The organism is Allobosea sp. TBD101 (assembly GCF_059817965.1).
The window spans coordinates 2885622-2906567 of sequence record NZ_CM187543.1 but is presented as its reverse complement, the minus strand read 5'-3'; the positions used below and the strand labels follow the sequence as shown (position 1 = coordinate 2906567).

Below are 20946 nucleotides of genomic sequence, written 5' to 3'. Positions count from 1 at the left end.
TCCCTAAATTTACTGCTATTTGCGGCATTAGGCTGCAAAATAATCTTGCAAACTCGCTTAGTCTCGATAATTTAACTTGATTTTGGCGCGCGCCCGCGCTCCAATTGGCCAACAAGCGCCCCTGAAGGCGCCATGATCCCGCACCCATGTTGGTGATGATCGCTTCCGACATCATGACATTGAGGCCCGATCATGCCCCTCGACATCGAGAAACTGCGTCGCCTTTCCGTTCAGGTTGCTGAGCTGAAGCGCCTTACCAACGTGACCTCCAGGCCCGCCGCCATTGACGCTCGCGGCCTCGGCATCTGCCTCACCATGGATGCTTCAGGCCCGCGCGCCTCGATCAAGGAGATCGGACAAAGCGCTGCGGTGCGTGCGCAGGCCGAAGCGCTCTGCGCCTTCATCGAGAAGACCCGCAACCCCTCGATGCTTTCGCACTGAAATGATCGTTCGCGGCATCGCATCCCGAGCGTCAATCGACAGCGAGCACGACTTCATCGTTGAAGGCGCCTTGCAGTGGACTGACCTGACCGCGATCCCCTTACTCATCCGCCATCAGCCGGGCGCCGTCGCAGGGAGCGTTCTCAAACTTGAGCAGGCGGGCAAGGACCTCCTCTGCGTCGCGAAAATCGACGAGTCGCTGCCGGCCGCCCGCGCCTTTCTCCGGGGGTGCAAGGAATTCGGCTTCAGCGTCGGCGCCTTTGCCCCGGATACCGCCCGCTTCCGCGTCGGCCATATCACGGTCGTCATGCGCGCCCTGATCCAAGAGATCAGCCTGACTGGCTATCCGGTGAACGCCGCCTGCCGAGTCGAAGAAGTCTACGGCGGCGGGTTGATGTCCGGCATGGACGAGCATTGGGCCGCCGTGGCGATGGCGCCGAAGCGGAAGCCATTCAACGTCCAGCACCTCATTCGATACCCCGAGCAGGAGAAAGCCCTATGACCCGCCCGTTCGACCGACTCCGTGATGCCGTCATCAATCTCGACCGCGCTGCGGCCCGAGGCCTGGCTGGCAAGGTCGGCATCAGCCGCGAGGCGCTCCACGACTTCGCCGAAATCGGCTTGGAACCCGGCGACGACATCCTGACCAAACTCGAAGTGTGGCACGATATCGTCAGCCTGCGCACCCTGTGCATCGATCCGCGCATGGCCGCCCTCTGCGATCCACTCCAGCCGGACATCGTCGGCGGCATCATGCAGGCGTGCGGCATCAGCCGGCAGGACTATGGCGACTTCCTTGCCGAGAAGATCGACCTCGACGCAGCAACCCGCAGCAAACTCCGCACCTTCCTTGCGCATGGTGGCAAGCCCCTCCCGCGCGCCGCTTGTGCGTCTGTGGGCAGCCTCCCGCCGCTCGCCGAGTTGCTCGCCCTGCGCGGCCAGGCGAAGGCAATCGTCAACGCCATGTCGGTCGACGATCTCCACGCGTTCCTCGCGGCCCGCACCCCGGCCGCAGCCGCCTAGTCCGTCGCCGGTTGGGTGAGCCAGCGACGAGGCCGGTCGGGATGGGGCTTCTCCTTCCCCCCGACCGGCTGTCTAGTCTGCTCCGGGCAAGTCAGGAAACGGGTGTCAGCAACTTCGCGCGTCAACTCTAAGGGCTGCCTGCGCCGAGGAGAAACGCCATGGAACTGGAAAAAAAGACGATCATCATCACAGGTGCGAGCAGCGGTATCGGTGCTGCGAGCGCGGAACTGTTCGCGAAGGAAGGGGCCAATGTCGTACTGGGCGCCCGCCGATCCCTTGAACTGGAGGCGGTGGCGAACAGGATCAAGGCCGGCAACGGCAGCGTCGTTTTCCTTGTGGGTGACGTCCGGGACCCAAGCTACGCCGAGGGGCTGGTCGAGCTAGCGCTCCGAGAGTTCGGAGGCCTCGACGGCGCGTTCAATAACGCGGGCATCGTCGGGGAGATGGGGACTGTTCCCGATATGACGAAGGTAGTCTGGGATGATGTGATATCCGTCAACCTGACCTCCGCCTTCCTGGCAGCAAAGGCCCAGATCCCCGCCATGAGGAAGCGCGGCGGCGGCTCGATTGTATTCACATCATCGTTTGTAGGCTTCAGTAACGGTGGGATGCCGGGCATGGGAGCCTATGCGGCATCCAAGGCCGGCATAAACGGGCTGGCGCAATCATTGGCATCGGACCACGCCTCTGAAGGCATCCGAGTGAACGCGCTTATGCCAGGAGGCACGGTCACGCCCGCGGGAGGCGAAGGAAATCCCGACGTACTGAGCTTCATCGCGAACTTGCATCCAATGAAGCGCATGGCGAGCACTCACGAGATCGCTCAAGCGGCACTCTTCCTCCTTTCGGACCGATCCAGCTTCATGACGGGAAGCCCGATGATCGTTGACGGTGGTATGTCGGTCCGATTGATCTAACGTATTGGCGTTCGACCCCTTGCAGACAAGGAGCCTCGGCGACCGGGGTGCATGTAGCGGGAGAGCGACTCACACTCCCCCCCCGAACAGAGCAAATCGGGTTCAGCTATCGCACCGTCGCTCATAGAGCACGGTGAGATACCCTTTTAGAACAAGCGGAGCCATTGTAGGGCAATGGCATGCCTAAGCAGATGACGAAACGGCATCACTACTTGCCAGAGTTCTACCTCAAAAGGTGGATGCCAGGCGGAACCAAGCCGCTCACCCGGTTCTCCCGGCCCTACAAGGATAAGATCGCTGCTGATCCGGTTTATCCGAAAGCGACTGGCTGGGTTAATCGCAGCGAAGTCCTTCACGGCCTCGATCCTAAGATTGCCGATTTAGCAGAACGGGAGTTCTACGCACCGGTCGACGACCAGGCTGCTGTGTTTCTCGACAAAATGGAGCGCGATGAGCGCCAATTCTCTAACGGAGAACGCGCGGCGTGGGCTCGATTTGTCCTGTCGCTGATCTTCAGAAACCCGCGGGAATTCGAAACAGCCGTCGACCTTTTGGCCTCAGACCTCCTTTCGATAACCGCAGCTCAAGAACAGCAGTTCCGCAGAGAGCGAAAAAGCGACTGGCCGGAGACGCTCCGCGAGGTGATGCAACAGAAAGTTGATGCCGGCGATCACGCTGCGTCTGTCCTGCGGGAATTCGTCGAGATGAACAACAGCGGGGAGATAGGCCAGCGCTTAATGCGGATGCACTGGATGTCGTTTACCTTGCCATGGAACGTGAAAGCCCTCCTCACGTCAGATCGTCCGGTGGCGATGCATGGCGCAATGAACAAAAAAGACTTTCAGTTGCTAATGCCGATAGGGCCGAAAAGAGTGTTCTTGGCTGTCAACGACCGTCGCGTAGGTGAGGCGATAATCGATCGGCCAGCCAACGAGGTCCGCGACAACCTCTGCAGGAATGTTACCCGACGAGCGCAGGCGTATGTCTACGGCTATAGCAAATCGGAGCTCGCATTCGTCCAGTTGCATTTTTCAAAAGACCGGGAGGAGACGATCGCCGATCGCATCTTGCGACGGAGAAGAGAAAACCGGCGCCGTTAAGGCGCGCGGCCTCTTCAGAAAACGTTAGCTTGGGAAGCGGTGACAACCTGCTCTCGCGCCTGACCCGCGTTCCCCATTACCGGCCGGGAATCACCATCCATACGATGGCGCCGGCGGCGATCCACGCTGCCGCAACAAGCGCCGCCTCGGCATGCCGGCGCATAGCCTTGCGCGAGGCAGGCAACGCCGCCCGCCGCGCCCGCTCCTCGGCATTGTCGCGGCCGACCTGTTCCCAATGGCCCATCAGAAGAGATCGCCTTGCTCCGGTAGCTTCGGAGGGGGCTTCGACGCGGCCGGAGTCTCCGTCTCCGGCTCGACCGGATCGGCGAGCGTCGGATCGTCGTCCGGTGTGCGGCTGCTATTGACGCGCGTCGAGACAATCCATTCGCGCAGCTCCGGAGGCGACTCCATCAGCAGTTCCTTGCCACCGCTGCCATCAAGCCAAGCTTGAAAATCCTTCGGCCGGAGCATCGCCGGCATACGGTCGTGGATTGCCTCCATCCACTTGTTCGCCGCCCGCGTGATCATCGTGCAGGAGATGATTTCCTCGCCGGTCTGCGTATCCGTCCAGCGGTCCCAGAGGCCGGCGAAGCCCATCAGGCCGCCATCGGCCGCGCTGATCCTATGCGGGATGCGCTCGCCTTTCGGGCCGGTCCACTCATAGAACGCACTGGCCGGGATGATGCAGCGGCGCTTACCCCATGCTGAGCGAAAGAATGCGCTCGTGGCCGCACCTTCGATGCGGGCGTTGAAGGTTGAACCAGTCTCGCGCGCCGTCTTTTTCCACCAGCCGGGGATTAGGCCCCAGCGTGCTTTTCGAAGCTCGCGTTCGCCAGCCTCGTTGAGCGCAATCATGTCGATCTCGGTCGTGGGACTGATGTTGTAGCGCGCCCGCAGGTTAGGGCGGTCGGCCGGCACCGTTAGCGGCTGGCTGAAGGCTACGATCTCGTCCCAGCTATACGCCTGTGAAAAGCGACCGCACATGTCCGAAGCCCTATTGGATTGGCGAAACCTGTGCCTGTGCCTCGTTTGCCTTAGCCAACATGGATTCCAGCTTCGCGAGCGTCGCCGGGGAAAACACGAGGTTCATCATTTGGCCGCTAGCCATTTCGAAGCTGATTAGAGTTTCGCCTTGCGGGTCCGTGGTCAAGGCAATCCGCTTGATGTCAGCGACATCAAGATCGATCTCCGGCAGATCAGCAGGGTCGGCCATCGCTCACCACAATCCTCGTGCCTTTCGGCGCGCATCTCTCGCTGCTCCCCGGCCCTTGTACCACGTATTCCAGTTGTGCCCGCGCCCCCGGTCACGCGGGTCGAACACCTCGCCGCCCATGATTTCCCTGAAGCGGGCGGCCTGATCAGGGTCAGAAAAGCAGAACACACGGTAGCGCTTGCCGTTATAGGTCAGCTCGTGCCCGCGTGGGCATAGCGAAGATAGCGGACCTACAGACGGGATGTGCCCGTAGCCGTGGCCGCTGGGAAGCTCAACGGCGACTTGGTGAGGCCATCCACGATCGACACCGGCCGGGCTCAGTTCGCCCTTTCGCCTCACGTTTCCTGATCGCGGATGGGGCGGGCGCCTTCCGAGAACAGACCGCGCAGGAAGCCACGAGAGCATGACCGATCGGCGTCGAGCGCCAACCGCCCGCTCTCGGCCAGCAACAGCAGATAGCTCCGCGCCAGCGCCCGGAACGCCGCCCGCTCGAATCCCTCATGCTCTTCGATCAGGTCCGCGACGAGAGACGTGATTTCGGCGTCAATCGACGCATCCTCGACCTGCTGGTCGGCTGGCTGTGCTGACATTCTGTCGCCCTCTGATTATGAGAACAAAAAGAGAACAGACAGGCCGGAGAGTCAACGGTGAAATTCCCGCTGCGGGTCAGGCGACGCGCGCAATGTTATCGGATCGAAGATGCGTGGGGGCGCTGTTTAGTCCCGCATTACGAGGGCAACGAAGCTCGCTGCGAGGCAATGAATTGCTGGACGCGGCAGGAAGCCGAGGAGCTGGCCGTCTATATCGCGCGCATGTTGACCAAGGCGCGGGCCGAGCAGCTCTATCTGGCGGACATCGTGAATCCGGCGTCGAGAGGATATCGGCGCTAGCTGGTTGCCAACCTTACGCGAGTTCGCGCCGCCGTTCTCGAAGCCTGGGGCGGAATTTTTTAAGACATTAGAATGCCAAGAGCATTTCTGCCAGAAATCAGCCGCTTCGAGCGCCGCCGCGCAGTTGGCGCGGCGACACCTTTGTGTTGCTCGCTACGGCGATGTGAGTTGAGCTAAGCGACCACGATGCCAAATTTTTCAACGCGGCATCGATTAATAGCGCTCTCGTTTCCTATCCGTTGAAGTGTTGCCAAAGCTTTTGCCGTAATACTCCGCATCTTTTCATCGGCATTTCCTATATTTCGAAAATAGGTTATGCCATAAATGGTCTTTCTTAGCTCCTCTCCTCTGAGAGACTTCAATAAATTATAATAATCATCCTCAGAATGCCTATCGATAAAATCGATATCCTCCGCGTTCCAGCCGCTATTCCGGATTATGCTTTCTAGGACGGAAACCAATGACCTGTCATCGTCAAATTCGTCAGCTTTTTTCTTAAACGCCGCTTTAACGTCTGGGTCACTAATTTGAGACCTTAGACTAAAATGGTCTCCTGCCCAAAATTCTCTACTTTCGCTCCTACTGTCGATGTAGTGCCCGATTACCTCATCAATATTATCAGCCTGACCGATTTTCTTCAAAACCTCGATCGATGCCGACAAATTAGAAGGGCTTATCGCGGCCGAATTATCAAAAATCGACTGGCGAAGCTTGCTGGCAAACTCAGCGCCATTGTCTTCAAACGAGTCGTGATACATATCCCAAGCATTGGTATATGATTGGTCCTTGTCCTTAAGCTCAAGCTCCGCTGCCATCTTCGATGAAACAGAGATCATGCCATCGACATTAAAGTAACCTTTTACTATTCCATCGAGAACTAGAAGATCAAATTCGTCAGAGTTACCGTATTCATAAAGATGCAATAGCTTTGACCAGCGCATCTCATCAGCGCTTTTTTCCCTTTTTTCTCCAAATAGATGTTGGTACGGCTTAGAGTTTACGATTGCTTCAATTGGTGGAGCGTCTTTCGGTTGGTATGTAGCCATACCAAACAAGCATGCACTATGTATCCCTTGCTTCAAAATTCTTTTATCGTACTTAGTAAGAATCTCAGTCAACCGCGTAGCAATTCGAACCAATTTGAAAATAGTTCTAATGTTTGTGATTCCGAGTTTGATAGAATTATTGGCCACCCATTCCAATTCCTCTCGTCCACGATCCGGAATAGCTATTTCCGCAGCTTCTTCGGGGCTGGGATTAAACTCAAGTTGAATATCGATTACTTTTTCAAGTTGCGTGCGAAAATCGTCTGCATTGTCACCACTAAGCATTTCGCTGTTAAGTAGTAGTATTACCTTACAATTTTTCTTTTCTTTTAGATCAGAAACTAGGCCCAATACATCTTTAATTTTAAGTTTATCGCTAATTCTCTCAAGATCATCAACGCACACTATCTGATTCTTTACATCCAAAAATCCCATCTTCTCGGCGAGGCCACCGTAGTCTGCTATAATCGGGAGCCCACGAGCAATGGCGGCACCTGCTCGCCACTTTGAAGCTAGTTGTGAAAGTCGATTTGAGGCGCTTTCAAAAGTAGCCTCAAGGTCGTTTTTTGGTTGAAATGCAGCAGACTCAACAGTATTTTCAAACAATGTACGGCGAACATCACCAAGATTCTCTAACCCAAAGAGGGAGACATAAGCATATTTTTTGGGCTGAACAGTGGAATTGTTGAACGCTTGTCTAAGTAACTCGTTCCAGGTATAAGTTTTACCAACTCCCCACTTTCCGCTCAGGCAAATAGCAAGGCAGTCATCCGACGTTAAGAAACGCCGCAATTCGGATCGTACTGCCTCGACGCTCATGGCGCTTCCTCTCGAATCGCGATTATTTCTGCCTTGCCGGTGGCTGCTTAGCACAATCAGTGGCTCGAAACGCTCGGCTGTGTAGGAGCAGCGGCCGACCGGGCCGTTGAAAACCTAACGAGCGGAGTAGTAATCGACATTCCCTTAGCCGAACAGGAGATGCCGGGTTGAGCTGGCGCTCACTTCTCGTCGAATAGCGGCCCGAGGATGGGCGCTGGGCTTGCAAGCCATGCGGTTTGTCACTAACTTTTTCGGCAGCAAGGTAGAGGCATCGCTTCACTCCTGCTTACAGACTCTTCCCGTGGCAGTTTGGCGCAATGAAGCGTGGTACGCTTCGTAATGCCTCCGATGACCCCACTCGATTAGAGGCGACGGGCTCTGTCGAGGAACCAACCCAGGCTTTGCCGGGACGGTTCCTCGTGCGCACCACGCGGAACTCCCGAAAAGCTGAAACGCTAGGGATTTCCGATGGGCGATACTGCGCTCGTTATTCTGGCTGTGTTGTTCCTCGTCGCGCTCATCATCATGAGCACGGGCGGAATGGCGGTCGTTTTGTCATTGAAGATGGGAAGTAGGCCGACTGACCATCAGCGGCAGGTGTTTGACACCATGCTCACCATTTTCAGGACAGGCGCCGGCTCAGTCATCGCCATGCTCTCTAGGCTGGCCGGCCCGAGGATCGGCGCCGGCCGCCAGGAAGGCCAGCCTCCCGGCAGGATCGGCGAAGGGCGCCAGCGCCCGCCGGCGCCCCGCCTCGATGGCCCCAAGGCTGATGACCGGCAGGGCGATCCCTGATAGCCATCAGGAATGCATGACGTAGAGATCAATCTCGCCGCCTGGCAGTCGTCGCTCATGGCGAACATTCCGCTCGGCGGCCTATTTTCGCGTAACGAGACGGCATACAAATGGAAGGCGACATTCCGCTGCTGGATGCTGCACGAGTCGGTGCTTTGGCGGCTGCATGATCTTCTGACACAATCGGTCGCCCTTCATCGGCAAGGCCATGGCCTAGGCGCGCGCATCCTCCTGAGGAGCGGCTTCGAGACGCTCGCGACGCTGATATATCTCAACCAGTTGATGCATCAGGTTCTAGACGGGACGCTCAATTTTCATGATTTCGATGAGAAAACGCGACGCCTGACGGTAGGGTCGAAAAATAAATCGACCAAAATCGAGTCCATAAATATCATGACGATCCTCGGGAAGTGTGAACAGCGATATCCCGGCATCGAGAAAATCTACGCCAACCTTTCAGAGAGCGCCCACCCTAGCTATCAGGGTCTATGCGTGGGCTACTCAAAGATAGATCACGACGAATACGACACGGTTTTTTCTAACAGGTGGATGGAGCTGTACGGCGACAACCACTTGGGCATGGTCGAGCTGTGCATGGAAACCTTCGAGGCGGAATACAACGACATCTGGGGTGACCTGATGAAAAAGCTCGAAGACTGGATTGAGGCGAACGACGATGAGCTAGAGGCCACTAAGCCGGCGGATGGCGAGGCGAGGCCCTGACAGCAGCCACGGCTACCTAGCGTGGTGCCTCTAGTCCGCTTCGGCGACAGGCCCAATGCTGCCAAAGCCGATCCGATGCCATGAGTCGCGGAATTCTGGTTGATCGTAAGCCTTCGGCTGAAGCCAAAACGAGACCCGCCCGTCCTTCTCGCCGCGATGGGCGAGCGACCGCACCTCGTCCGGAAGCATAACGCTGACAACCGGCGTGTCGCGGGCAGCGTTGAAGACAATGATCCAAATATCACCCATCACCTTGTCCAATGACAGGCCGAGTGGGACCGGGTTGCGTTTAGATAGTGCCTTGATCTGCACTGCTAGAAAGCGGGTGGCATCGGCGCTGTAAGCGATAAGGTCCACGCCGCGCGCGTTTCGAGCGGTAGGCATGACATTCCAACCGAGCATCGAAAGCTTGTAGCTCGCGTAGTACATCCCGACATTGCCGATGACCTGATTGTTCAATATGATTTTCGTCATAGCCCCCTCGCGCAGCGATCAGCTCCGAAGCGATCAACGAGCGCAACGCGACCAGCGTCTACCAGGCCTTCGGATCACGGCCAAACTGTCTCGCGCGATCCCGCCGCGCCAGATCGCAGGCAAGGCCAACTCGTAAAGCCGGAGCCCGATTCCGGCGCGATCCCCCGCCAAAATGTTCCCCCAAGCGTTCCCCTGGCTCCAATACAAAGCTCCGCGCCGCAGCGCCTATCTCTGTAAGCTATTGATTTTTCGGGATTTTTTTGGTGAGCGGGGTGGGGATCGAACCCACGACCACATGATTAAAAGTCACGTGCTCTACCACTGAGCTACCCGCCCTCACCGGGCCGCTGAATACGGAGCGGAGCGGCGGCGGTCAACACGTTCCGTGTAGATTGGTCGTGACCGGCTCTCTTCCTCACATCTTTCACCCGAGCCGTCGGGTGACGCCACCGCCCTTGTGCCCGTGGCCCGGGCGGATCGCCGATGCGGGCATCAGGTAAGCGCCGCCGGCGCCGCCAAGCGCGGGCCAGCCGGGATCGGCATAGGCGTTCAGCTCCCAGCAGCGCAGACGCTGGCGCTCCGCATCGGTCGTGGCATCCGAACAGGCCGAGACCTGCGAGCGCTGCCAGAAGGCGGATGCCGGCCCGCCGGCCGCAGCCATCGCCGCCGCCAGGCAGGCCGGAAACAGAAAACCTCGCATCGCCTGCCCTCTCGGCACCTTGCATCCTGATGGGGAGCGCTCATCATGCCCGCCCCGCCCTTGCCGAAGGCTTAAGTCGACATTTCCTCTCCGCTCCCCAGAGACACACGACATGACGGCACGCGGTCGTGCAACGACCTGCAGCGTGAGGAACCGATTCGCGAGGCCCGGCGTTCGGCTCGACGCCGGATTGGCTCTAACGTCTCGAGAGGGCGGCGTGCCGGCCGGTCCATGCCCCCTCTCCACAGAGGAGATTGTTCCCCGTGAAGCTGCCCATCGTGATCCACACCGAGGAAGACTACGATCGCGCACAGCAGCGCGCGAAAGAGCTGAACGCAATGCCGGACGGCACGGACAAGGAGCGTGAATTGCAGGCGCTGGCCGAAGCCATGCTCGCCTTCGAGCTACGGCGCGACGACGCCGACGACTGATGCGAAGGCTCGGCCCCGGCTTCAGGAATCATTGCTCGCATTGAGCTCTTCGGGGCGCATGCCCTCATCCGGCTCCGCGACGCGTTCCGGGCTGGCCGCCCATATGGCCAGAATCTCCGCGATGACATCGGCGCGCGAACGCCCTTGTCGATGGAGCTCGATATGACGGTCGAGCACGGCCAGCGTGCGCTCGTCGACCGAAAGCGTGACAGGGACTGCCGACATCAGAGCACCTCGTAAAACCGAGGGCGGAACAGCGCCCGCGGCGGCGGCGTTTCCATGGATGCGGCATTGGAGCACAGCTCCACTCGGCTAGCAAATATCCGACAAGGCAAAGATCAATCTGCCGGAACGATGGGTCACGCCATTCTCTTGAGCGGACACCCCAAAGAAATCGGCCGATAGTCGGAATTAACGGATCTCCAATCTGAACAAATTCGCCTCTGAACTGTTGTCGATGCGAGCCGCTTTAAGCGGAAACACTCTGGAGGAAGATATGATCAGGCATCATCACTTCATGTTGTCCACCGTTGGCGTCGCAATGCTCGCCACGGCTGCCATGGCCCAGACCAGCGCACCGCCGCCGCCCTCCGCGGCGCCCGCCGCGCCGACCGCGACGCAGGCGACCGCCAGCCCAGCGGCCGAGACCAATCTGGCCGGCAAGGGCAAGTGGCGCACCAGCAAGCTGATCGGCGTCGACATTTACGGCCCCGACGACAAGAAGGTCGGCGACGTCACCGAGGTGATCGTCGACAAGACCGGCAAGGTCGAGATGGTCACGATCGGTGTCGGCGGCTTCCTCGGCATCGGCTCGAAGGATGTCGCGGTTCCGTTCGATCAGGTGAACTGGAGCGACCAGCCGATCGCGCCACGGGCTCCGGCGCCCGCTCCGTCCGGCAGCGCCGGCAGCACGGGTGGCGGCATGGCCTCCCCGCCGCCGGCCGCGGCGGCCCCGAAGGCGCCGGCCATGTATCCGGATCACGGCAAGATCACGATGACCAAGGAGCAGCTCAAGTCCGCGCCGAGCGCGACTTACGCGGGCACCTGACGGCCCATCGCCGTGGCGTGACTGCCCCGTCGAGCAGGCCCGCTCCGCGAAAGCGGGGCGGGCTCTTCTGTCTACCTGGGGCTCTCCCGCTGGCAGACATCAGGCCGCGAGGATGGTCCGCAGCAGCGACGGGATCGCCTCCGGCAGATCGTCGGCGATCAGCCCCATTCCCAGCCGCTCACCGGCGAGGCCATGCAGCCAGACAGCCGCGCAGCTCGCCTCGAACGCGGGCATGCCCTGAGCCAGGAGGCCGGCGATCAGCCCGGCCAGCACGTCGCCGGACCCCGCCGTCGCCAGCGCAGCCGATCCGGTCTCGTTGATCGCGGCGCGCCCGTCCGGGGCGGCGATGACCGTATCGGCCCCCTTGTAGACGATGACGCCCCCCGACAGCGCCGCGGCCTTTCGGGCCCGCTCGAGCTTCGAGGGCTCCGAGGCAATGGCCGGCGCCTTGCCGAACAGGCGCTGGAATTCGCCTTCATGCGGCGTCAGCACAGTCTCGCCGCCGCGATCGCGGAGAAGGACCGCGCCGCCATCGCAAAAGCCGGCAAGCGCCGTCAGGGCATCGGCATCGAACACGGCAGGCCTGTCGCTCCCGATCACGGCGCGCACCAGATCCTCCGCCCGTCGGTCGAGACCGAGAGCCGGCCCGGCCAGGATGGCCGACACCCGTCGATCCCGGAGGAACGCCTCCAGCGCCCCGTGATCGGCCACCGCTCGCTGCATCAGCGCATCCGGTCCGCGCGCCGCATGGACCGGCAGGGCCTCCGGCTCGCACAGAATGGTTGCCAGCCCGGCCCCGATCCGGAGCGCCGCGCGCGCGCTCAGCCGCGGCGCTCCAACGCCCGCGACGCCGCCCGCCAGTACCGCGACGGCACCGCGCCGAAATTTATGCGTCTCGGCCGCATGCTCCGGCCAGGCACGACGCCAGAGCGCGAGGTCGTTGCGGAAAGCCGTCGAACCGACGGCTTCGAGCGTCGCCCGGGCGGGGATGCCGATATCGGCGACCGTCACCGGGCCGCAGAGCGACCGCCCCGGCTGGAGCAGATGCCCCGGCTTCAACCGGAAGAAGGTGACGGTCTCGCTCGCCTTGACGGCGATGCCGTCCGCCCTGCCGGTATCGCCGGACACGCCGCTCGGTATGTCGACGGCGATGACCGGACGCCCAGCATTGTTGAGAAACGCCGCCGCGTCGGCGAAGGCCCCGGATAACGGACGCGTCAGGCCGGCCCCGAACATGGCATCGACCAGGACATCGCACTGCGCATCGCCGAGCGCGCCCGGCGGCTCGACCGGAGCGTCCCAGCGCGCCAGCGCGGTCGCGGCATCGCCTTTGAAGCCATCCGCAGCACCTGGCAGGACGACGCGAACCGTCAGCCCCCGCTCGCGCAGGAGGCGCGCCGCGACAAGGCCGTCGCCGCCATTATTGCCGGGCCCGCAGAACAGCGCGACAGCCGCTCCTCCCCCTGCTCGCCCGAGCACGGCATCCGCCACCGCGCGGCCCGCGCGCTCCATGAGCACGATGCCGGGCGTGCCGGCCGCGATCGCGACGCGATCGGCCGCCGCCATCTGCTGCGTGGTCAGCAGGGCGAGTTCCGCCTTGCCCGTCATACCGGCGCTCTTGTCGTCCATGCCGCATCTTCGGGCGGCGCCCGGCAGGCCGCAAGTTGCGACGGAATGCCGCTTATGATCAACAGATGCGCAGATGCTCATTTTTTGTGCTGTTTATTGCCTTTTCGTCGGGCGCCTTCGCGGGCGCTGCCGCATGGCGGGGCGTCGGCGCCAATGCTATGAGCAGAAGCAGGGTTGCAGGCGTCCGAGGCAGCGGGGCTCTTTCCCGCGCCCAAGGGTGCCATCAGTTACAGTCCGGCCCCGGCCGGAGCTCGAGACGCAAGGGAGGCCGGTCGGCGCATGAAGAAGATCGAAGCGATCATCAAGCCCTTCAAGCTGGACGAGGTGAAGGAGGCTCTCCAGGAGGTCGGGCTGCAGGGCATCACGGTGCTGGAAGCCAAGGGCTTCGGCCGCCAGAAAGGCCATACCGAGCTCTATCGCGGCGCCGAATACGTCGTCGACTTCCTGCCGAAGGTGAAGATCGAGATCGTGCTCGCCGACGACATGCTGGATCGCGCCATCGAGGCCATCATGAAGGCCGCCCAGACCGGCCGGATCGGAGATGGCAAGATTTTTGTATCGACCATCGAGGGGGTGATCCGCATCCGCACCGGCGAGACCGGCGCGGACGCGATCTGAGGACTTCTCCCTCCTCATCGAATAACGAGCCGCAGGCCGGATTGGAGCCGGGTGCGGCAGCGTGAATGTGAACATGGCTGGCAAGAGGAATTGCTGAAATGAAAAGCGCCAAGGATGTCCTCAAGGCGATCAAGGACAACGACGTCAAATACGTCGACTTCCGCTTCACCGACCCGCGCGGCAAGTGGCAGCACTGGACCTTCGACGTCAGCATCATCGACGAGGACATCTTCGCCGAGGGCACGATGTTCGACGGCTCGTCGATCGCCGGCTGGAAGGCGATCAACGAGTCCGACATGCTGCTGATGCCGGATCCGACGACCGCCGTGATGGACCCGTTCTTCTCGGCCGCGACCATGGTCATCAACTGCGACGTGCTCGAGCCCGCCACCGGCGAGCCCTATAGCCGCGACCCGCGCGGCATCGCCAAGAAGGCCGAGGCCTATCTCAAGTCGACCGGCATCGGCGACACCGTCTATGTCGGCCCCGAGGCCGAGTTCTTCATCTTCGACGACGTCAAGATCGCGGCCGACCCGTACAACACGGGCTTCAAGCTCGACGCAGCCGAGCTGCCGACCAACGGCATGACCGACTACGAGGGCGGCAATCTCGGCCACCGCATCGCGACCAAGGGCGGCTACTTCCCGGTTCCGCCGCAGGATATGGCGCAGGACATGCGCGGCGAGATGCTCGCGGCCATGGCCTCGATGGGAGTCGCCGTCGAGAAGCACCACCACGAGGTCGCCTCGGCCCAGCACGAGCTCGGCATGAAGTTCGACACGCTGGTGAAGACCGCCGACCTGCTGCAGACCTACAAGTACTGCATCCACAACGTCGCCCAGAGCTACGGCAAGACCGCGACCTTCATGCCGAAGCCGGTCTATGGCGACAACGGCTCGGGCATGCACGTCCACCAGTCGATCTGGAAGAACGGCAAGCCGCTCTTCGCCGGCAACAAGTATGCCGACCTGTCGCAGGAGTGCCTCTGGTACATCGGCGGCATCATCAAGCATGCCAAGTCGCTGAACGCCTTCACCAATCCCTCGACCAACTCCTACAAGCGCCTCGTCCCGGGCTATGAGGCCCCGGTGCTGCTCGCCTATTCGGCGCGCAACCGCTCGGCCTCCTGCCGTATTCCGTGGACGACCTCGCCGAAGGCCAAGCGCGTCGAGGTCCGCTTCCCCGATCCGATGGCGAACCCCTATCTCGCCTTCTCGGCCCTGATGATGGCCGGCCTCGACGGCATCGTGAACAAGATTGATCCCGGCCCGGCGATGGACAAGGACCTCTACGACCTGCCGCCGCGCGAGCTGAAGAAGATCCCGACCGTCTGCGGCTCGCTGCGCGAGGCGCTGGAAGCGCTCAAGAAGGACAACACCTACCTCAAGGCCGGCGGCGTCTTCTCCGACGACTTCATCGAGAGCTATATCGAACTCAAGATGCAGGATGTGGCGCGCTTCGAGATGACGCCGCACCCGGTCGAGTTCGCGATGTACTATTCGTACTGAGGGATTTCCGGCCGGTTGCGCAGGCGCCGGCCGACACCCCCAAGACGATCAAGGCCGGGGCGGCGACGCCCCGGCCTTTTCATTGGGCGCGGGCCCCGTGGCGCTGGGTAACCTCGCCTTCATGCGTGATCGGGCAGGTTCGGCGGAGAACGGCTGGATGACGGTGCCCCGAACTTGCAGACCCAGGATGTGCAGACGATCTCGATCAACGGGCGGTTTCTCGGCCAGCCGCTGACCGGCGTGCAGCGCTTTGCGCTGGAACTGACCAGGGCACTCGACCAGCGGATCGGCGCAGGCGCGCTTCCCGATCGGCTGAAGAATGCGCGCTGGCGCCTGCTCGCGCCCATGGACGTCCCCCAGACCCATGAGTTCCGGCATATCGCGCTGAAGCGCTTCGGGCCGTTCTCCGGCCATCTCTGGGAACAGACCGCGCTCGCGCGCCGGGCGGCGGGAGACATCCTCGTCGGCTTCGGCGGCAGCGGCCCCCTGCTCCACCGCCGCCAGCTCGTCGTCATCCATGACGTCACCATCTTCCGGCATCCGGAAGCCTTCAGCCGGGCCTATCGCGCTACCCATAAGGCGCTCGGCTTCGGGCTGACGCGCACCGCGCGCATCGCCACCGTCTCACGGTTCTCGCGCGGCGAGCTGGGCACGATCTTCCGGTTCCGGCCGGACAAGATCGCGGTGATCTACAACGCTACCGACCATTTCTCCGGGCTCATCCCGGACGAAACCGTCCTGCAGCGCCTCGGACTCGACGGCACGAACTTCTTCTTCATGCTGGGCACCCTGAAGCCCAACAAGAATGTCGATTTCGCCATCCGCGCCTTCGATGCCCTCGGCGACCGCGGCTGGAAGCTCGTCATCGCGGGCGCACTCGACAGGAGCGGCGTGTTCAAGGCCGACGCGCCGGCAAGCGCCGAGAACCTGATATTCACCGGACGCCTGAGCGATGCCGAGATCATCGCGCTCGAACGCCGCGCCCGCGCCTTCGTCTTTCCGAGCCTCTACGAGGGCTTCGGCATCCCGCCGCTCGAAGCGATGACGCAGGGCTGCCCGGTCCTGGCTGCGGATATCCCGGCGGTCCGCGAGGCCTGCGGCGAGGCGGCGCTCTATTTCGATCCGCGCAATCGGGCGAGCCTCGAAGATGCCATGCGCGGGATCATGGACGCTGGCAGCGATGCGCCCGGACTGGCCGAGAAGGCGCGGGCCAATCTCGCCCGCTTTTCATGGGACAAGAGCGCCGGGGCGCTGCTGTCGACCCTGTCGGAGATGGCGGCACCGCAGCCCTGACCGCGCCCGTCAGGACATCTTCGGCGACGCGTCCTGGCGCTGGAGCAATGCGGTGACGGTCGCGACCGTCGGCGGGATGCACAGCAGGAAGACCACCAGAGACACCGGCAATGATGTCTGCGGGGTGCCGCCATTGGCGATCCCCGCGACGGCGAGCGCGGCCAGCGCGCTGCCCAGCGTGAATCGCGGCCAGCGGAACGGCATCGACAGGAAGAGCGGCGTCCCCAGCATGACGGCGACGGCCGCCCCGGCGGCACCGCTATAGAGCAGCCCGGCCAGCGAGCCGCCGGACAGGGTCCAGCCGGCGAGCGCGCTCAGGTTGAGCAGGATGGCGTCAGCAACGGCGAGCCCGATGATCGGCCGCAGGCGCTGCGCCAGATGCGCCGGCGTCGGCAGCAGGTTCTGGACCCAGGCCCGCAGCAGCGCGAGGATCGTCACGGCCGGCGCGGCCAGCAGGAAGGCCTCGCGCAGCTCGGCCTTGACCAGCCAGGCGGCAACCGGCGCCAGCAGGCACAGGATCACGGCCGCCGCCACGAGCGAGCAATTCGCCAATTGCCCGTAATAGCCGCCGAGGCGCTCACGGAATGCCGGCGAGCCCGGCTCCCGGTCATAGCTCGCGACCAGTTCGGGATAGCGGATCGCATGCAGCGCCGAGACGACCAGGATGAAGGGCCGCTGCAGCAGGTCGAGCGCCAGCAACGCGCCGGCCGCGCCCTGGCTGCCGATCATGGCCGTGATCAGCGTCTTGAGCCCGAGCGGCGCCAGCAGGCTAGCGACTGATGCTCCGGCCGAGACGCCGCCATAGGCCAGGTATTTCGTCACGAGATGGCGCTGCGGGCGCCGGAGCCCCTGCGCCAGGGAGCCGCCGGCAAGCCGCGCCAGCACGACATAGGCGAGGCCTCCGGCCAGCATGCCGGCCACCGCGCCGGACAGCGTCGGAACGAGCAGAACTCCGCCGACCGTCCCGATCGCCAGCAGCGACGCGCGGGCGGCTTGCAGGGTCGAGAACAGCCGGAAGTCCTGCCGAAAGCGCAGCATCGTCAGATGCAGCTCGGTGCCGCCCTGGAATACCGCCACCAAGGCGCCGCCGACGGCGATGCCCGCGGAGATGATGCCCGACGCGAGAACGCCTCCGCCCGCCAGCAGGCAAAGCCCGGCACAGGCAGCGAAGGCATAGAGGATCACCGAGCGCTGCGCCGCCTCGTCGGCGCCGGGGTAGAACCGGCTGCAGGAGAACCGTATCCATTCGAAGACGGCGATGCTGGCGAACTGGCTGATCGTGACGAAGAGCGAGTAATGCGTGAATTCCTGCGGCGGCAGGATGCGCGAGACCAGCAGCAGCAGCACGAGCGCCAGCACGGCCTGATAGGCATAGGCTCCGAGAGCGACGAGCTGACCCACCGGCGCGACGCCCTGCTCAGCCCAGGCCAGCCACGGCGCACAGCCGCGCGCCGCTATTGGCCGCCTTGAAATCCCTCGCGATGGCGCAGCACATCGGATTGCCCTCCGACCGCAGACCTAGGGCAAAAAGGTTGATATTTCCGCGCTGGAGGAGCGGTGCCGTCTTTATCTCGCCGGCTATTCCCTCAGCCCTCATCCTGAGGAGCCGCCATTTCGTCAGAAATGGCGGCTCCTCAGGATGAGGGCTCGAATTTTCGATCAGACACTCAGGAGAAATGCAGAACCGCCAGCCCGGCCGAAGCGGCGATCGCGGCCAGCCACCAGAGCCAGCGCGCGGCGTGCGGATCGTGCGTCGCCAGGGGCGTGCCGATCACATCCTCATGACCGAAGGATTCGCCGGCGAGGCGTGCAGCACGCTGCAGACCCGCGATACCCGCAACCGGCACTGACTGACGCGACGCCACGGCCTTCCCCCCTTCCGACCGATCATAGCGCATTGCGGAAATCCGCATAGGCCAGATCGTGCTGATCATCCTCGGCTCCGATGGTTAACGTGGCCTGAACGGACCCGTTCCACCTCGCTCTTCCCGATCTCGACGACAGGGATGTGACGGGCGGGTGCTCTGCGGCGACGAAGCGGTTTCGATCCTCGGATGAGGTGTCTATAAGCTGCCCCTGACAGGGCATGGCGGCGCACGATGCGTTAGAGTTCACAGTCGCGAATCAGGAAGCAATTGGTGGCAATGGCGGATAACGGCGATCTTTTCGGCGGAGAACCGGAGCGGCCCGACACGGCGAGCCCGCGACCGGAAGCGCGCCCGCCTGCCGCGAGCCCCAAGGCGGCGGCGACCGCTGCCGCGCCCGCCCGCAACGGCACGCTGTCCGAGGCCGGCTACGACGCTTCGGCGATCGAGGTCCTCGAAGGACTGGAGCCGGTCCGCCGCCGGCCGGGCATGTATATCGGCGGCACCGACGAGCGCGCCCTGCACCACCTCTTCGCCGAAGTGATCGACAACGCCATGGACGAGGCGGTGGCGGGCCACGCCACCTTCATCGATGTCGAGTTGTTCGAGGACGGCTCGATCGCGGTGACCGATAACGGCCGCGGCATTCCGGTCGATCCGCACCCGAAATTCCCCGGCAAATCGGCGCTCGAAGTCATCATGACGACGCTGCATGCCGGCGGAAAGTTCGATTCCAAGGCCTATGAGACCTCGGGCGGCCTGCACGGCGTCGGCGTTTCCGTGGTCAACGCCCTGTCGGACCGGCTCGAGGTCGAGGTCGCGCGCGGCAAGACACTCTACCGCCAGATTTTCTCGCGCGGCCTGCCGCAGGGGCCACTGGAGACCGTCGGCGCCGTCGCCAACCGGCGCGGCACTCGGGTGCGCTTCCACCCGGATGCGCAGATCTTCGGCGAAGGCGCGCATTTCTCCCCCGCCCGCCTGTTCCGCATGGCGCGCTCCAAGGCCTATCTCTTCGGCGGCGTCGAGATCCGCTGGACCTGCGCGCCGTCGCTGCTGAAGCCGGAAGGCGATGTCGCCGCCGAGGCCGTGTTCCGCTTCCCCGGCGGCTTGCGCGACTATCTCGGCCGCGAGATCGAGGGCAAGGACCTCGTCGCCGAACCGATCTTCTCCGGCAAGATCACCAAGGAAGGCAGCCACGGCTCGCTGGAATGGGCGGTGGCCTGGCTCGCGACCGGCGAGGACGGTTTCTCCTCCTCCTATTGCAACACGATCCCGACGCCCGAGGGCGGCACCCACGAGCAGGGCCTGCGCATCGCCCTGCTGCGCGGCCTGCGCGACCATGCCGAGCGTATCGGCCAGTCCAAGCGCATGGCGCAGGTCACCTCCGACGACGTCATGGCGACCTGTGCCGCCATGCTCTCGGTCTTCATCCGCGAGCCCGAATTCCAGGGTCAGACCAAGGACAAGCTTGCGACGCAGGAAGCACATCGCATCGTCGAAAACGCGATGCGCGACGCCTTCGACCATTGGCTCGCCGCCGCGCCGCAACAGGCCCTGCGCCTGCTCGACTGGTCGGTCGACCGCGCCGAGGAGCGCCTGCGCCGGCGCCTCGAAAAGGAAGTTTCGCGCAAGACCGCGACGCGTAAGCTGCGCCTGCCCGGCAAGCTCGCCGATTGCTCGAATGCAGGCGCGGCCGGCTCCGAGCTCTTCATCGTCGAGGGCGACTCGGCCGGCGGCTCGGCCAAGCAGGCGCGCAACCGCTCGAACCAGGCAATCCTCCCCTTGCGCGGCAAGATCCTCAACGTCGCCAATGCGACGCGCGAGAAGCTCAATGCCAACCAGCAGCTCGCCGACCTGATCCTCGCGCTCGGCTGCGGCATCGGCACCCAGTTCCGCGAGGACGACCTGCGCTACGAGAAGGTCATCGTGATGACCGACGCGGATGTCGACGGCGCGCACATCGCTTCGCTGCTCGTCACGTTCTTCTGGCGCCAGATGCCGCGGCTGATCGAGAAGGGCCATCTCTACCTCGCCGTGCCGCCGCTCTACCGGCTCCAGCATGGCGGAAAGAGCGTCTATGCCCGCGACGACGCCCATAAGGACGAGCTGATCGAGACCGTGTTCAAGGGCAAGAAGCCGGAAATCTCCCGCTTCAAAGGCCTCGGCGAGATGATGCCGGCGCAACTCAAAGAAACCACCATGGACCCGAGCAAGCGCATCCTGCTCAAGGTCATGGTCGATCACGAGGCCAAGGAGGAGACCGCCGACACGGTCGAGCGCCTGATGGGCAACAAGCCGGAAGCGCGCTTCATCTTCATCCAGGAACGCGCCGCCTTTGCCGGCGAACTGATCGACCTGTGAGCGCCGAGCCCTGCATGTTTGCAGGGCTGGGGCTCAGGCCCGGCGGGCTGCC

Annotated in this window: 25 protein-coding genes and 1 tRNA gene; 14 read left to right on the top strand and 12 right to left on the bottom strand. The window is 62.7% G+C overall.

Annotated features, from left to right (window positions below):
• The first annotated feature begins 192 nt into the window (after positions 1–192).
• From AC6RIC_RS14265 to AC6RIC_RS14245, 5 genes are all read left to right on the top strand, one after another.
• Complete coding sequence (locus AC6RIC_RS14265; RefSeq protein WP_499732817.1) at positions 193–441, top strand: hypothetical protein; 249 nt, start codon at positions 193–195, stop codon at positions 439–441.
• 1 nt (position 442) lies between these two features.
• On the top strand, positions 443–943 hold the full coding sequence (locus tag AC6RIC_RS14260; RefSeq protein WP_499732816.1) for a hypothetical protein: 501 nt from the start codon (positions 443–445) through the stop codon (positions 941–943).
• Positions 940–1464, top strand: coding sequence for a hypothetical protein (locus AC6RIC_RS14255; RefSeq protein ID WP_499732815.1), 525 nt, complete (start codon positions 940–942; stop codon positions 1462–1464). The genes AC6RIC_RS14260 and AC6RIC_RS14255 overlap by 4 nt, the downstream gene beginning before the upstream one ends.
• A gap of 158 nt (positions 1465–1622) precedes the next feature.
• Positions 1623–2381, top strand: coding sequence for an SDR family oxidoreductase (locus tag AC6RIC_RS14250; RefSeq protein ID WP_499732814.1), 759 nt, complete (start codon positions 1623–1625; stop codon positions 2379–2381).
• Between the two features lie 179 nt (positions 2382–2560).
• The gene (locus tag AC6RIC_RS14245; RefSeq protein ID WP_499732813.1) at positions 2561–3481 is read left to right on the top strand and encodes a DUF4238 domain-containing protein; all 921 of its coding nucleotides are present in this window, start codon (positions 2561–2563) and stop codon (positions 3479–3481) included.
• 76 nt (positions 3482–3557) lie between these two features.
• On the opposite strand, the gene AC6RIC_RS14240 is transcribed toward AC6RIC_RS14245, so the two are convergent.
• From AC6RIC_RS14240 to AC6RIC_RS14225, 4 genes are all read right to left on the bottom strand, one after another.
• A complete protein-coding gene (locus AC6RIC_RS14240; RefSeq protein ID WP_499732812.1) occupies positions 3558–3725 on the bottom strand; it encodes a hypothetical protein in 168 nt (55 codons plus the stop codon).
• On the bottom strand, positions 3725–4465 hold the full coding sequence (locus tag AC6RIC_RS14235) for an SOS response-associated peptidase (protein ID WP_499732811.1): 741 nt from the start codon (positions 4463–4465) through the stop codon (positions 3725–3727). Before AC6RIC_RS14235 ends, AC6RIC_RS14240 begins: the two co-directional genes overlap by 1 nt.
• 10 nt (positions 4466–4475) lie before the next feature.
• The gene (locus tag AC6RIC_RS14230) at positions 4476–4694 is read right to left on the bottom strand and encodes a hypothetical protein (RefSeq protein WP_499732810.1); all 219 of its coding nucleotides are present in this window, start codon (positions 4692–4694) and stop codon (positions 4476–4478) included.
• A gap of 335 nt (positions 4695–5029) precedes the next feature.
• On the bottom strand, positions 5030–5284 hold the full coding sequence (locus AC6RIC_RS14225) for a hypothetical protein (RefSeq protein WP_499732809.1): 255 nt from the start codon (positions 5282–5284) through the stop codon (positions 5030–5032).
• A gap of 57 nt (positions 5285–5341) precedes the next feature.
• On the opposite strand from AC6RIC_RS14225, the gene AC6RIC_RS14220 reads away from it, so the two are divergent.
• Positions 5342–5584 carry a hypothetical protein gene (locus AC6RIC_RS14220; RefSeq protein ID WP_499732808.1) on the top strand — a complete coding sequence of 81 codons (243 nt, stop codon included), beginning with the start codon at positions 5342–5344 and terminating at the stop codon, positions 5582–5584.
• Positions 5585–5757: 173 nt separating this feature from the next.
• On the opposite strand, the gene AC6RIC_RS14215 is transcribed toward AC6RIC_RS14220, so the two are convergent.
• Positions 5758–7449: a P-loop NTPase fold protein gene (locus tag AC6RIC_RS14215; RefSeq protein WP_499732807.1), complete on the bottom strand. Its 1692-nt coding sequence runs from the start codon at positions 7447–7449 to the stop codon at positions 5758–5760.
• A 468-nt stretch (positions 7450–7917) separates the two neighbouring features.
• Here AC6RIC_RS14215 and AC6RIC_RS14210 point away from each other — a divergent pair, with 468 nt between their 5' ends.
• A complete protein-coding gene (locus AC6RIC_RS14210) occupies positions 7918–8244 on the top strand; it encodes a hypothetical protein (protein WP_499732806.1) in 327 nt (108 codons plus the stop codon).
• 12 nt (positions 8245–8256) lie between these two features.
• On the top strand, positions 8257–8967 hold the full coding sequence (locus AC6RIC_RS14205; protein ID WP_499732805.1) for a hypothetical protein: 711 nt from the start codon (positions 8257–8259) through the stop codon (positions 8965–8967).
• A 30-nt stretch (positions 8968–8997) separates the two neighbouring features.
• Here AC6RIC_RS14205 and AC6RIC_RS14200 read toward each other — a convergent pair whose 3' ends face one another.
• The 3 genes from AC6RIC_RS14200 to AC6RIC_RS14190 all read right to left on the bottom strand — a co-directional run bounded on the left by AC6RIC_RS14200 (position 8998) and on the right by AC6RIC_RS14190 (position 10141).
• A complete protein-coding gene (locus AC6RIC_RS14200; protein WP_499732804.1) occupies positions 8998–9441 on the bottom strand; it encodes a hypothetical protein in 444 nt (147 codons plus the stop codon).
• Between the two features lie 261 nt (positions 9442–9702).
• Positions 9703–9777: transfer RNA gene (locus tag AC6RIC_RS14195), tRNA-Lys, on the bottom strand.
• 88 nt (positions 9778–9865) lie between these two features.
• Positions 9866–10141: a hypothetical protein gene (locus AC6RIC_RS14190; protein ID WP_499732803.1), complete on the bottom strand. Its 276-nt coding sequence runs from the start codon at positions 10139–10141 to the stop codon at positions 9866–9868.
• Positions 10142–10404: 263 nt separating this feature from the next.
• Here AC6RIC_RS14190 and AC6RIC_RS14185 point away from each other — a divergent pair, with 263 nt between their 5' ends.
• On the top strand, positions 10405–10572 hold the full coding sequence (locus AC6RIC_RS14185; protein WP_454656880.1) for a hypothetical protein: 168 nt from the start codon (positions 10405–10407) through the stop codon (positions 10570–10572).
• Positions 10573–10593: 21 nt separating this feature from the next.
• On the opposite strand, the gene AC6RIC_RS14180 is transcribed toward AC6RIC_RS14185, so the two are convergent.
• Positions 10594–10797, bottom strand: a complete 204-nt coding sequence (locus tag AC6RIC_RS14180; RefSeq protein WP_499732802.1) for a hypothetical protein — start codon at positions 10795–10797, stop codon at positions 10594–10596.
• Between the two features lie 292 nt (positions 10798–11089).
• Here AC6RIC_RS14180 and AC6RIC_RS14175 point away from each other — a divergent pair, with 292 nt between their 5' ends.
• Positions 11090–11620 carry a PRC-barrel domain-containing protein gene (locus tag AC6RIC_RS14175; RefSeq protein ID WP_499732801.1) on the top strand — a complete coding sequence of 177 codons (531 nt, stop codon included), beginning with the start codon at positions 11090–11092 and terminating at the stop codon, positions 11618–11620.
• A gap of 99 nt (positions 11621–11719) precedes the next feature.
• Here the strand turns inward: AC6RIC_RS14175 and AC6RIC_RS14170 are convergent, their stop codons facing one another.
• Positions 11720–13330, bottom strand: coding sequence for an NAD(P)H-hydrate dehydratase (locus AC6RIC_RS14170; protein WP_499732800.1), 1611 nt, complete (start codon positions 13328–13330; stop codon positions 11720–11722).
• Positions 13331–13528: 198 nt separating this feature from the next.
• On the opposite strand from AC6RIC_RS14170, the gene AC6RIC_RS14165 reads away from it, so the two are divergent.
• The 3 genes from AC6RIC_RS14165 to AC6RIC_RS14155 all read left to right on the top strand — a co-directional run bounded on the left by AC6RIC_RS14165 (position 13529) and on the right by AC6RIC_RS14155 (position 16668).
• Positions 13529–13867 carry a P-II family nitrogen regulator gene (locus AC6RIC_RS14165; protein ID WP_265059502.1) on the top strand — a complete coding sequence of 113 codons (339 nt, stop codon included), beginning with the start codon at positions 13529–13531 and terminating at the stop codon, positions 13865–13867.
• A 98-nt stretch (positions 13868–13965) separates the two neighbouring features.
• Entirely contained in the window at positions 13966–15375 is a 1410-nt protein-coding gene (gene glnA, locus AC6RIC_RS14160) for a type I glutamate--ammonia ligase (protein WP_499732799.1), read from the top strand.
• 174 nt (positions 15376–15549) lie between these two features.
• Positions 15550–16668, top strand: a complete 1119-nt coding sequence (locus tag AC6RIC_RS14155) for a glycosyltransferase family 4 protein (RefSeq protein WP_499732798.1) — start codon at positions 15550–15552, stop codon at positions 16666–16668.
• Positions 16669–16677: 9 nt separating this feature from the next.
• On the opposite strand, the gene AC6RIC_RS14150 is transcribed toward AC6RIC_RS14155, so the two are convergent.
• Together AC6RIC_RS14150 and AC6RIC_RS14145 are read right to left on the bottom strand one after the other, a co-directional pair.
• Complete coding sequence (locus tag AC6RIC_RS14150) at positions 16678–18069, bottom strand: hypothetical protein (RefSeq protein ID WP_499732797.1); 1392 nt, start codon at positions 18067–18069, stop codon at positions 16678–16680.
• Positions 18070–18335: 266 nt separating this feature from the next.
• A complete protein-coding gene (locus AC6RIC_RS14145; protein ID WP_454656873.1) occupies positions 18336–18602 on the bottom strand; it encodes a hypothetical protein in 267 nt (88 codons plus the stop codon).
• A 210-nt stretch (positions 18603–18812) separates the two neighbouring features.
• On the opposite strand from AC6RIC_RS14145, the gene parE reads away from it, so the two are divergent.
• Positions 18813–20894 carry a DNA topoisomerase IV subunit B gene (gene parE, locus AC6RIC_RS14140; RefSeq protein ID WP_499736599.1) on the top strand — a complete coding sequence of 694 codons (2082 nt, stop codon included), beginning with the start codon at positions 18813–18815 and terminating at the stop codon, positions 20892–20894.
• The last annotated feature ends 52 nt before the right edge of the window (positions 20895–20946 follow it).

Bases quoted from the DNA above. Each gene is read 5' to 3' on its own strand.
- AC6RIC_RS14265 (WP_499732817.1), top strand. From the start codon at position 193: ATGCCCCTCGACATCGAGAAACTGCGTCGCCTTTCCGTTCAGGTTGCT.
- AC6RIC_RS14260 (WP_499732816.1), top strand. From the start codon at position 443: ATGATCGTTCGCGGCATCGCATCCCGAGCGTCAATCGACAGCGAGCAC.
- AC6RIC_RS14255 (WP_499732815.1), top strand. From the start codon at position 940: ATGACCCGCCCGTTCGACCGACTCCGTGATGCCGTCATCAATCTCGAC.
- AC6RIC_RS14250 (WP_499732814.1), top strand. From the start codon at position 1,623: ATGGAACTGGAAAAAAAGACGATCATCATCACAGGTGCGAGCAGCGGT.
- AC6RIC_RS14245 (WP_499732813.1), top strand. From the start codon at position 2,561: ATGCCTAAGCAGATGACGAAACGGCATCACTACTTGCCAGAGTTCTAC.
- AC6RIC_RS14240 (WP_499732812.1), bottom strand. From the start codon at position 3,725: ATGGGCCATTGGGAACAGGTCGGCCGCGACAATGCCGAGGAGCGGGCG.
- AC6RIC_RS14235 (WP_499732811.1), bottom strand. From the start codon at position 4,465: ATGTGCGGTCGCTTTTCACAGGCGTATAGCTGGGACGAGATCGTAGCC.
- AC6RIC_RS14230 (WP_499732810.1), bottom strand. From the start codon at position 4,694: ATGGCCGACCCTGCTGATCTGCCGGAGATCGATCTTGATGTCGCTGAC.
- AC6RIC_RS14225 (WP_499732809.1), bottom strand. From the start codon at position 5,284: ATGTCAGCACAGCCAGCCGACCAGCAGGTCGAGGATGCGTCGATTGAC.
- AC6RIC_RS14215 (WP_499732807.1), bottom strand. From the start codon at position 7,449: ATGAGCGTCGAGGCAGTACGATCCGAATTGCGGCGTTTCTTAACGTCG.
- AC6RIC_RS14210 (WP_499732806.1), top strand. From the start codon at position 7,918: ATGGGCGATACTGCGCTCGTTATTCTGGCTGTGTTGTTCCTCGTCGCG.
- AC6RIC_RS14205 (WP_499732805.1), top strand. From the start codon at position 8,257: ATGCATGACGTAGAGATCAATCTCGCCGCCTGGCAGTCGTCGCTCATG.
- AC6RIC_RS14200 (WP_499732804.1), bottom strand. From the start codon at position 9,441: ATGACGAAAATCATATTGAACAATCAGGTCATCGGCAATGTCGGGATG.
- AC6RIC_RS14190 (WP_499732803.1), bottom strand. From the start codon at position 10,141: ATGCGAGGTTTTCTGTTTCCGGCCTGCCTGGCGGCGGCGATGGCTGCG.
- AC6RIC_RS14180 (WP_499732802.1), bottom strand. From the start codon at position 10,797: ATGTCGGCAGTCCCTGTCACGCTTTCGGTCGACGAGCGCACGCTGGCC.
- AC6RIC_RS14175 (WP_499732801.1), top strand. From the start codon at position 11,090: ATGTTGTCCACCGTTGGCGTCGCAATGCTCGCCACGGCTGCCATGGCC.
- AC6RIC_RS14170 (WP_499732800.1), bottom strand. From the start codon at position 13,330: ATGAGCATCTGCGCATCTGTTGATCATAAGCGGCATTCCGTCGCAACT.
- AC6RIC_RS14165 (WP_265059502.1), top strand. From the start codon at position 13,529: ATGAAGAAGATCGAAGCGATCATCAAGCCCTTCAAGCTGGACGAGGTG.
- glnA (WP_499732799.1), top strand. From the start codon at position 13,966: ATGAAAAGCGCCAAGGATGTCCTCAAGGCGATCAAGGACAACGACGTC.
- AC6RIC_RS14145 (WP_454656873.1), bottom strand. From the start codon at position 18,602: ATGATCAGCACGATCTGGCCTATGCGGATTTCCGCAATGCGCTATGAT.
- parE (WP_499736599.1), top strand. From the start codon at position 18,813: ATGGCGGATAACGGCGATCTTTTCGGCGGAGAACCGGAGCGGCCCGAC.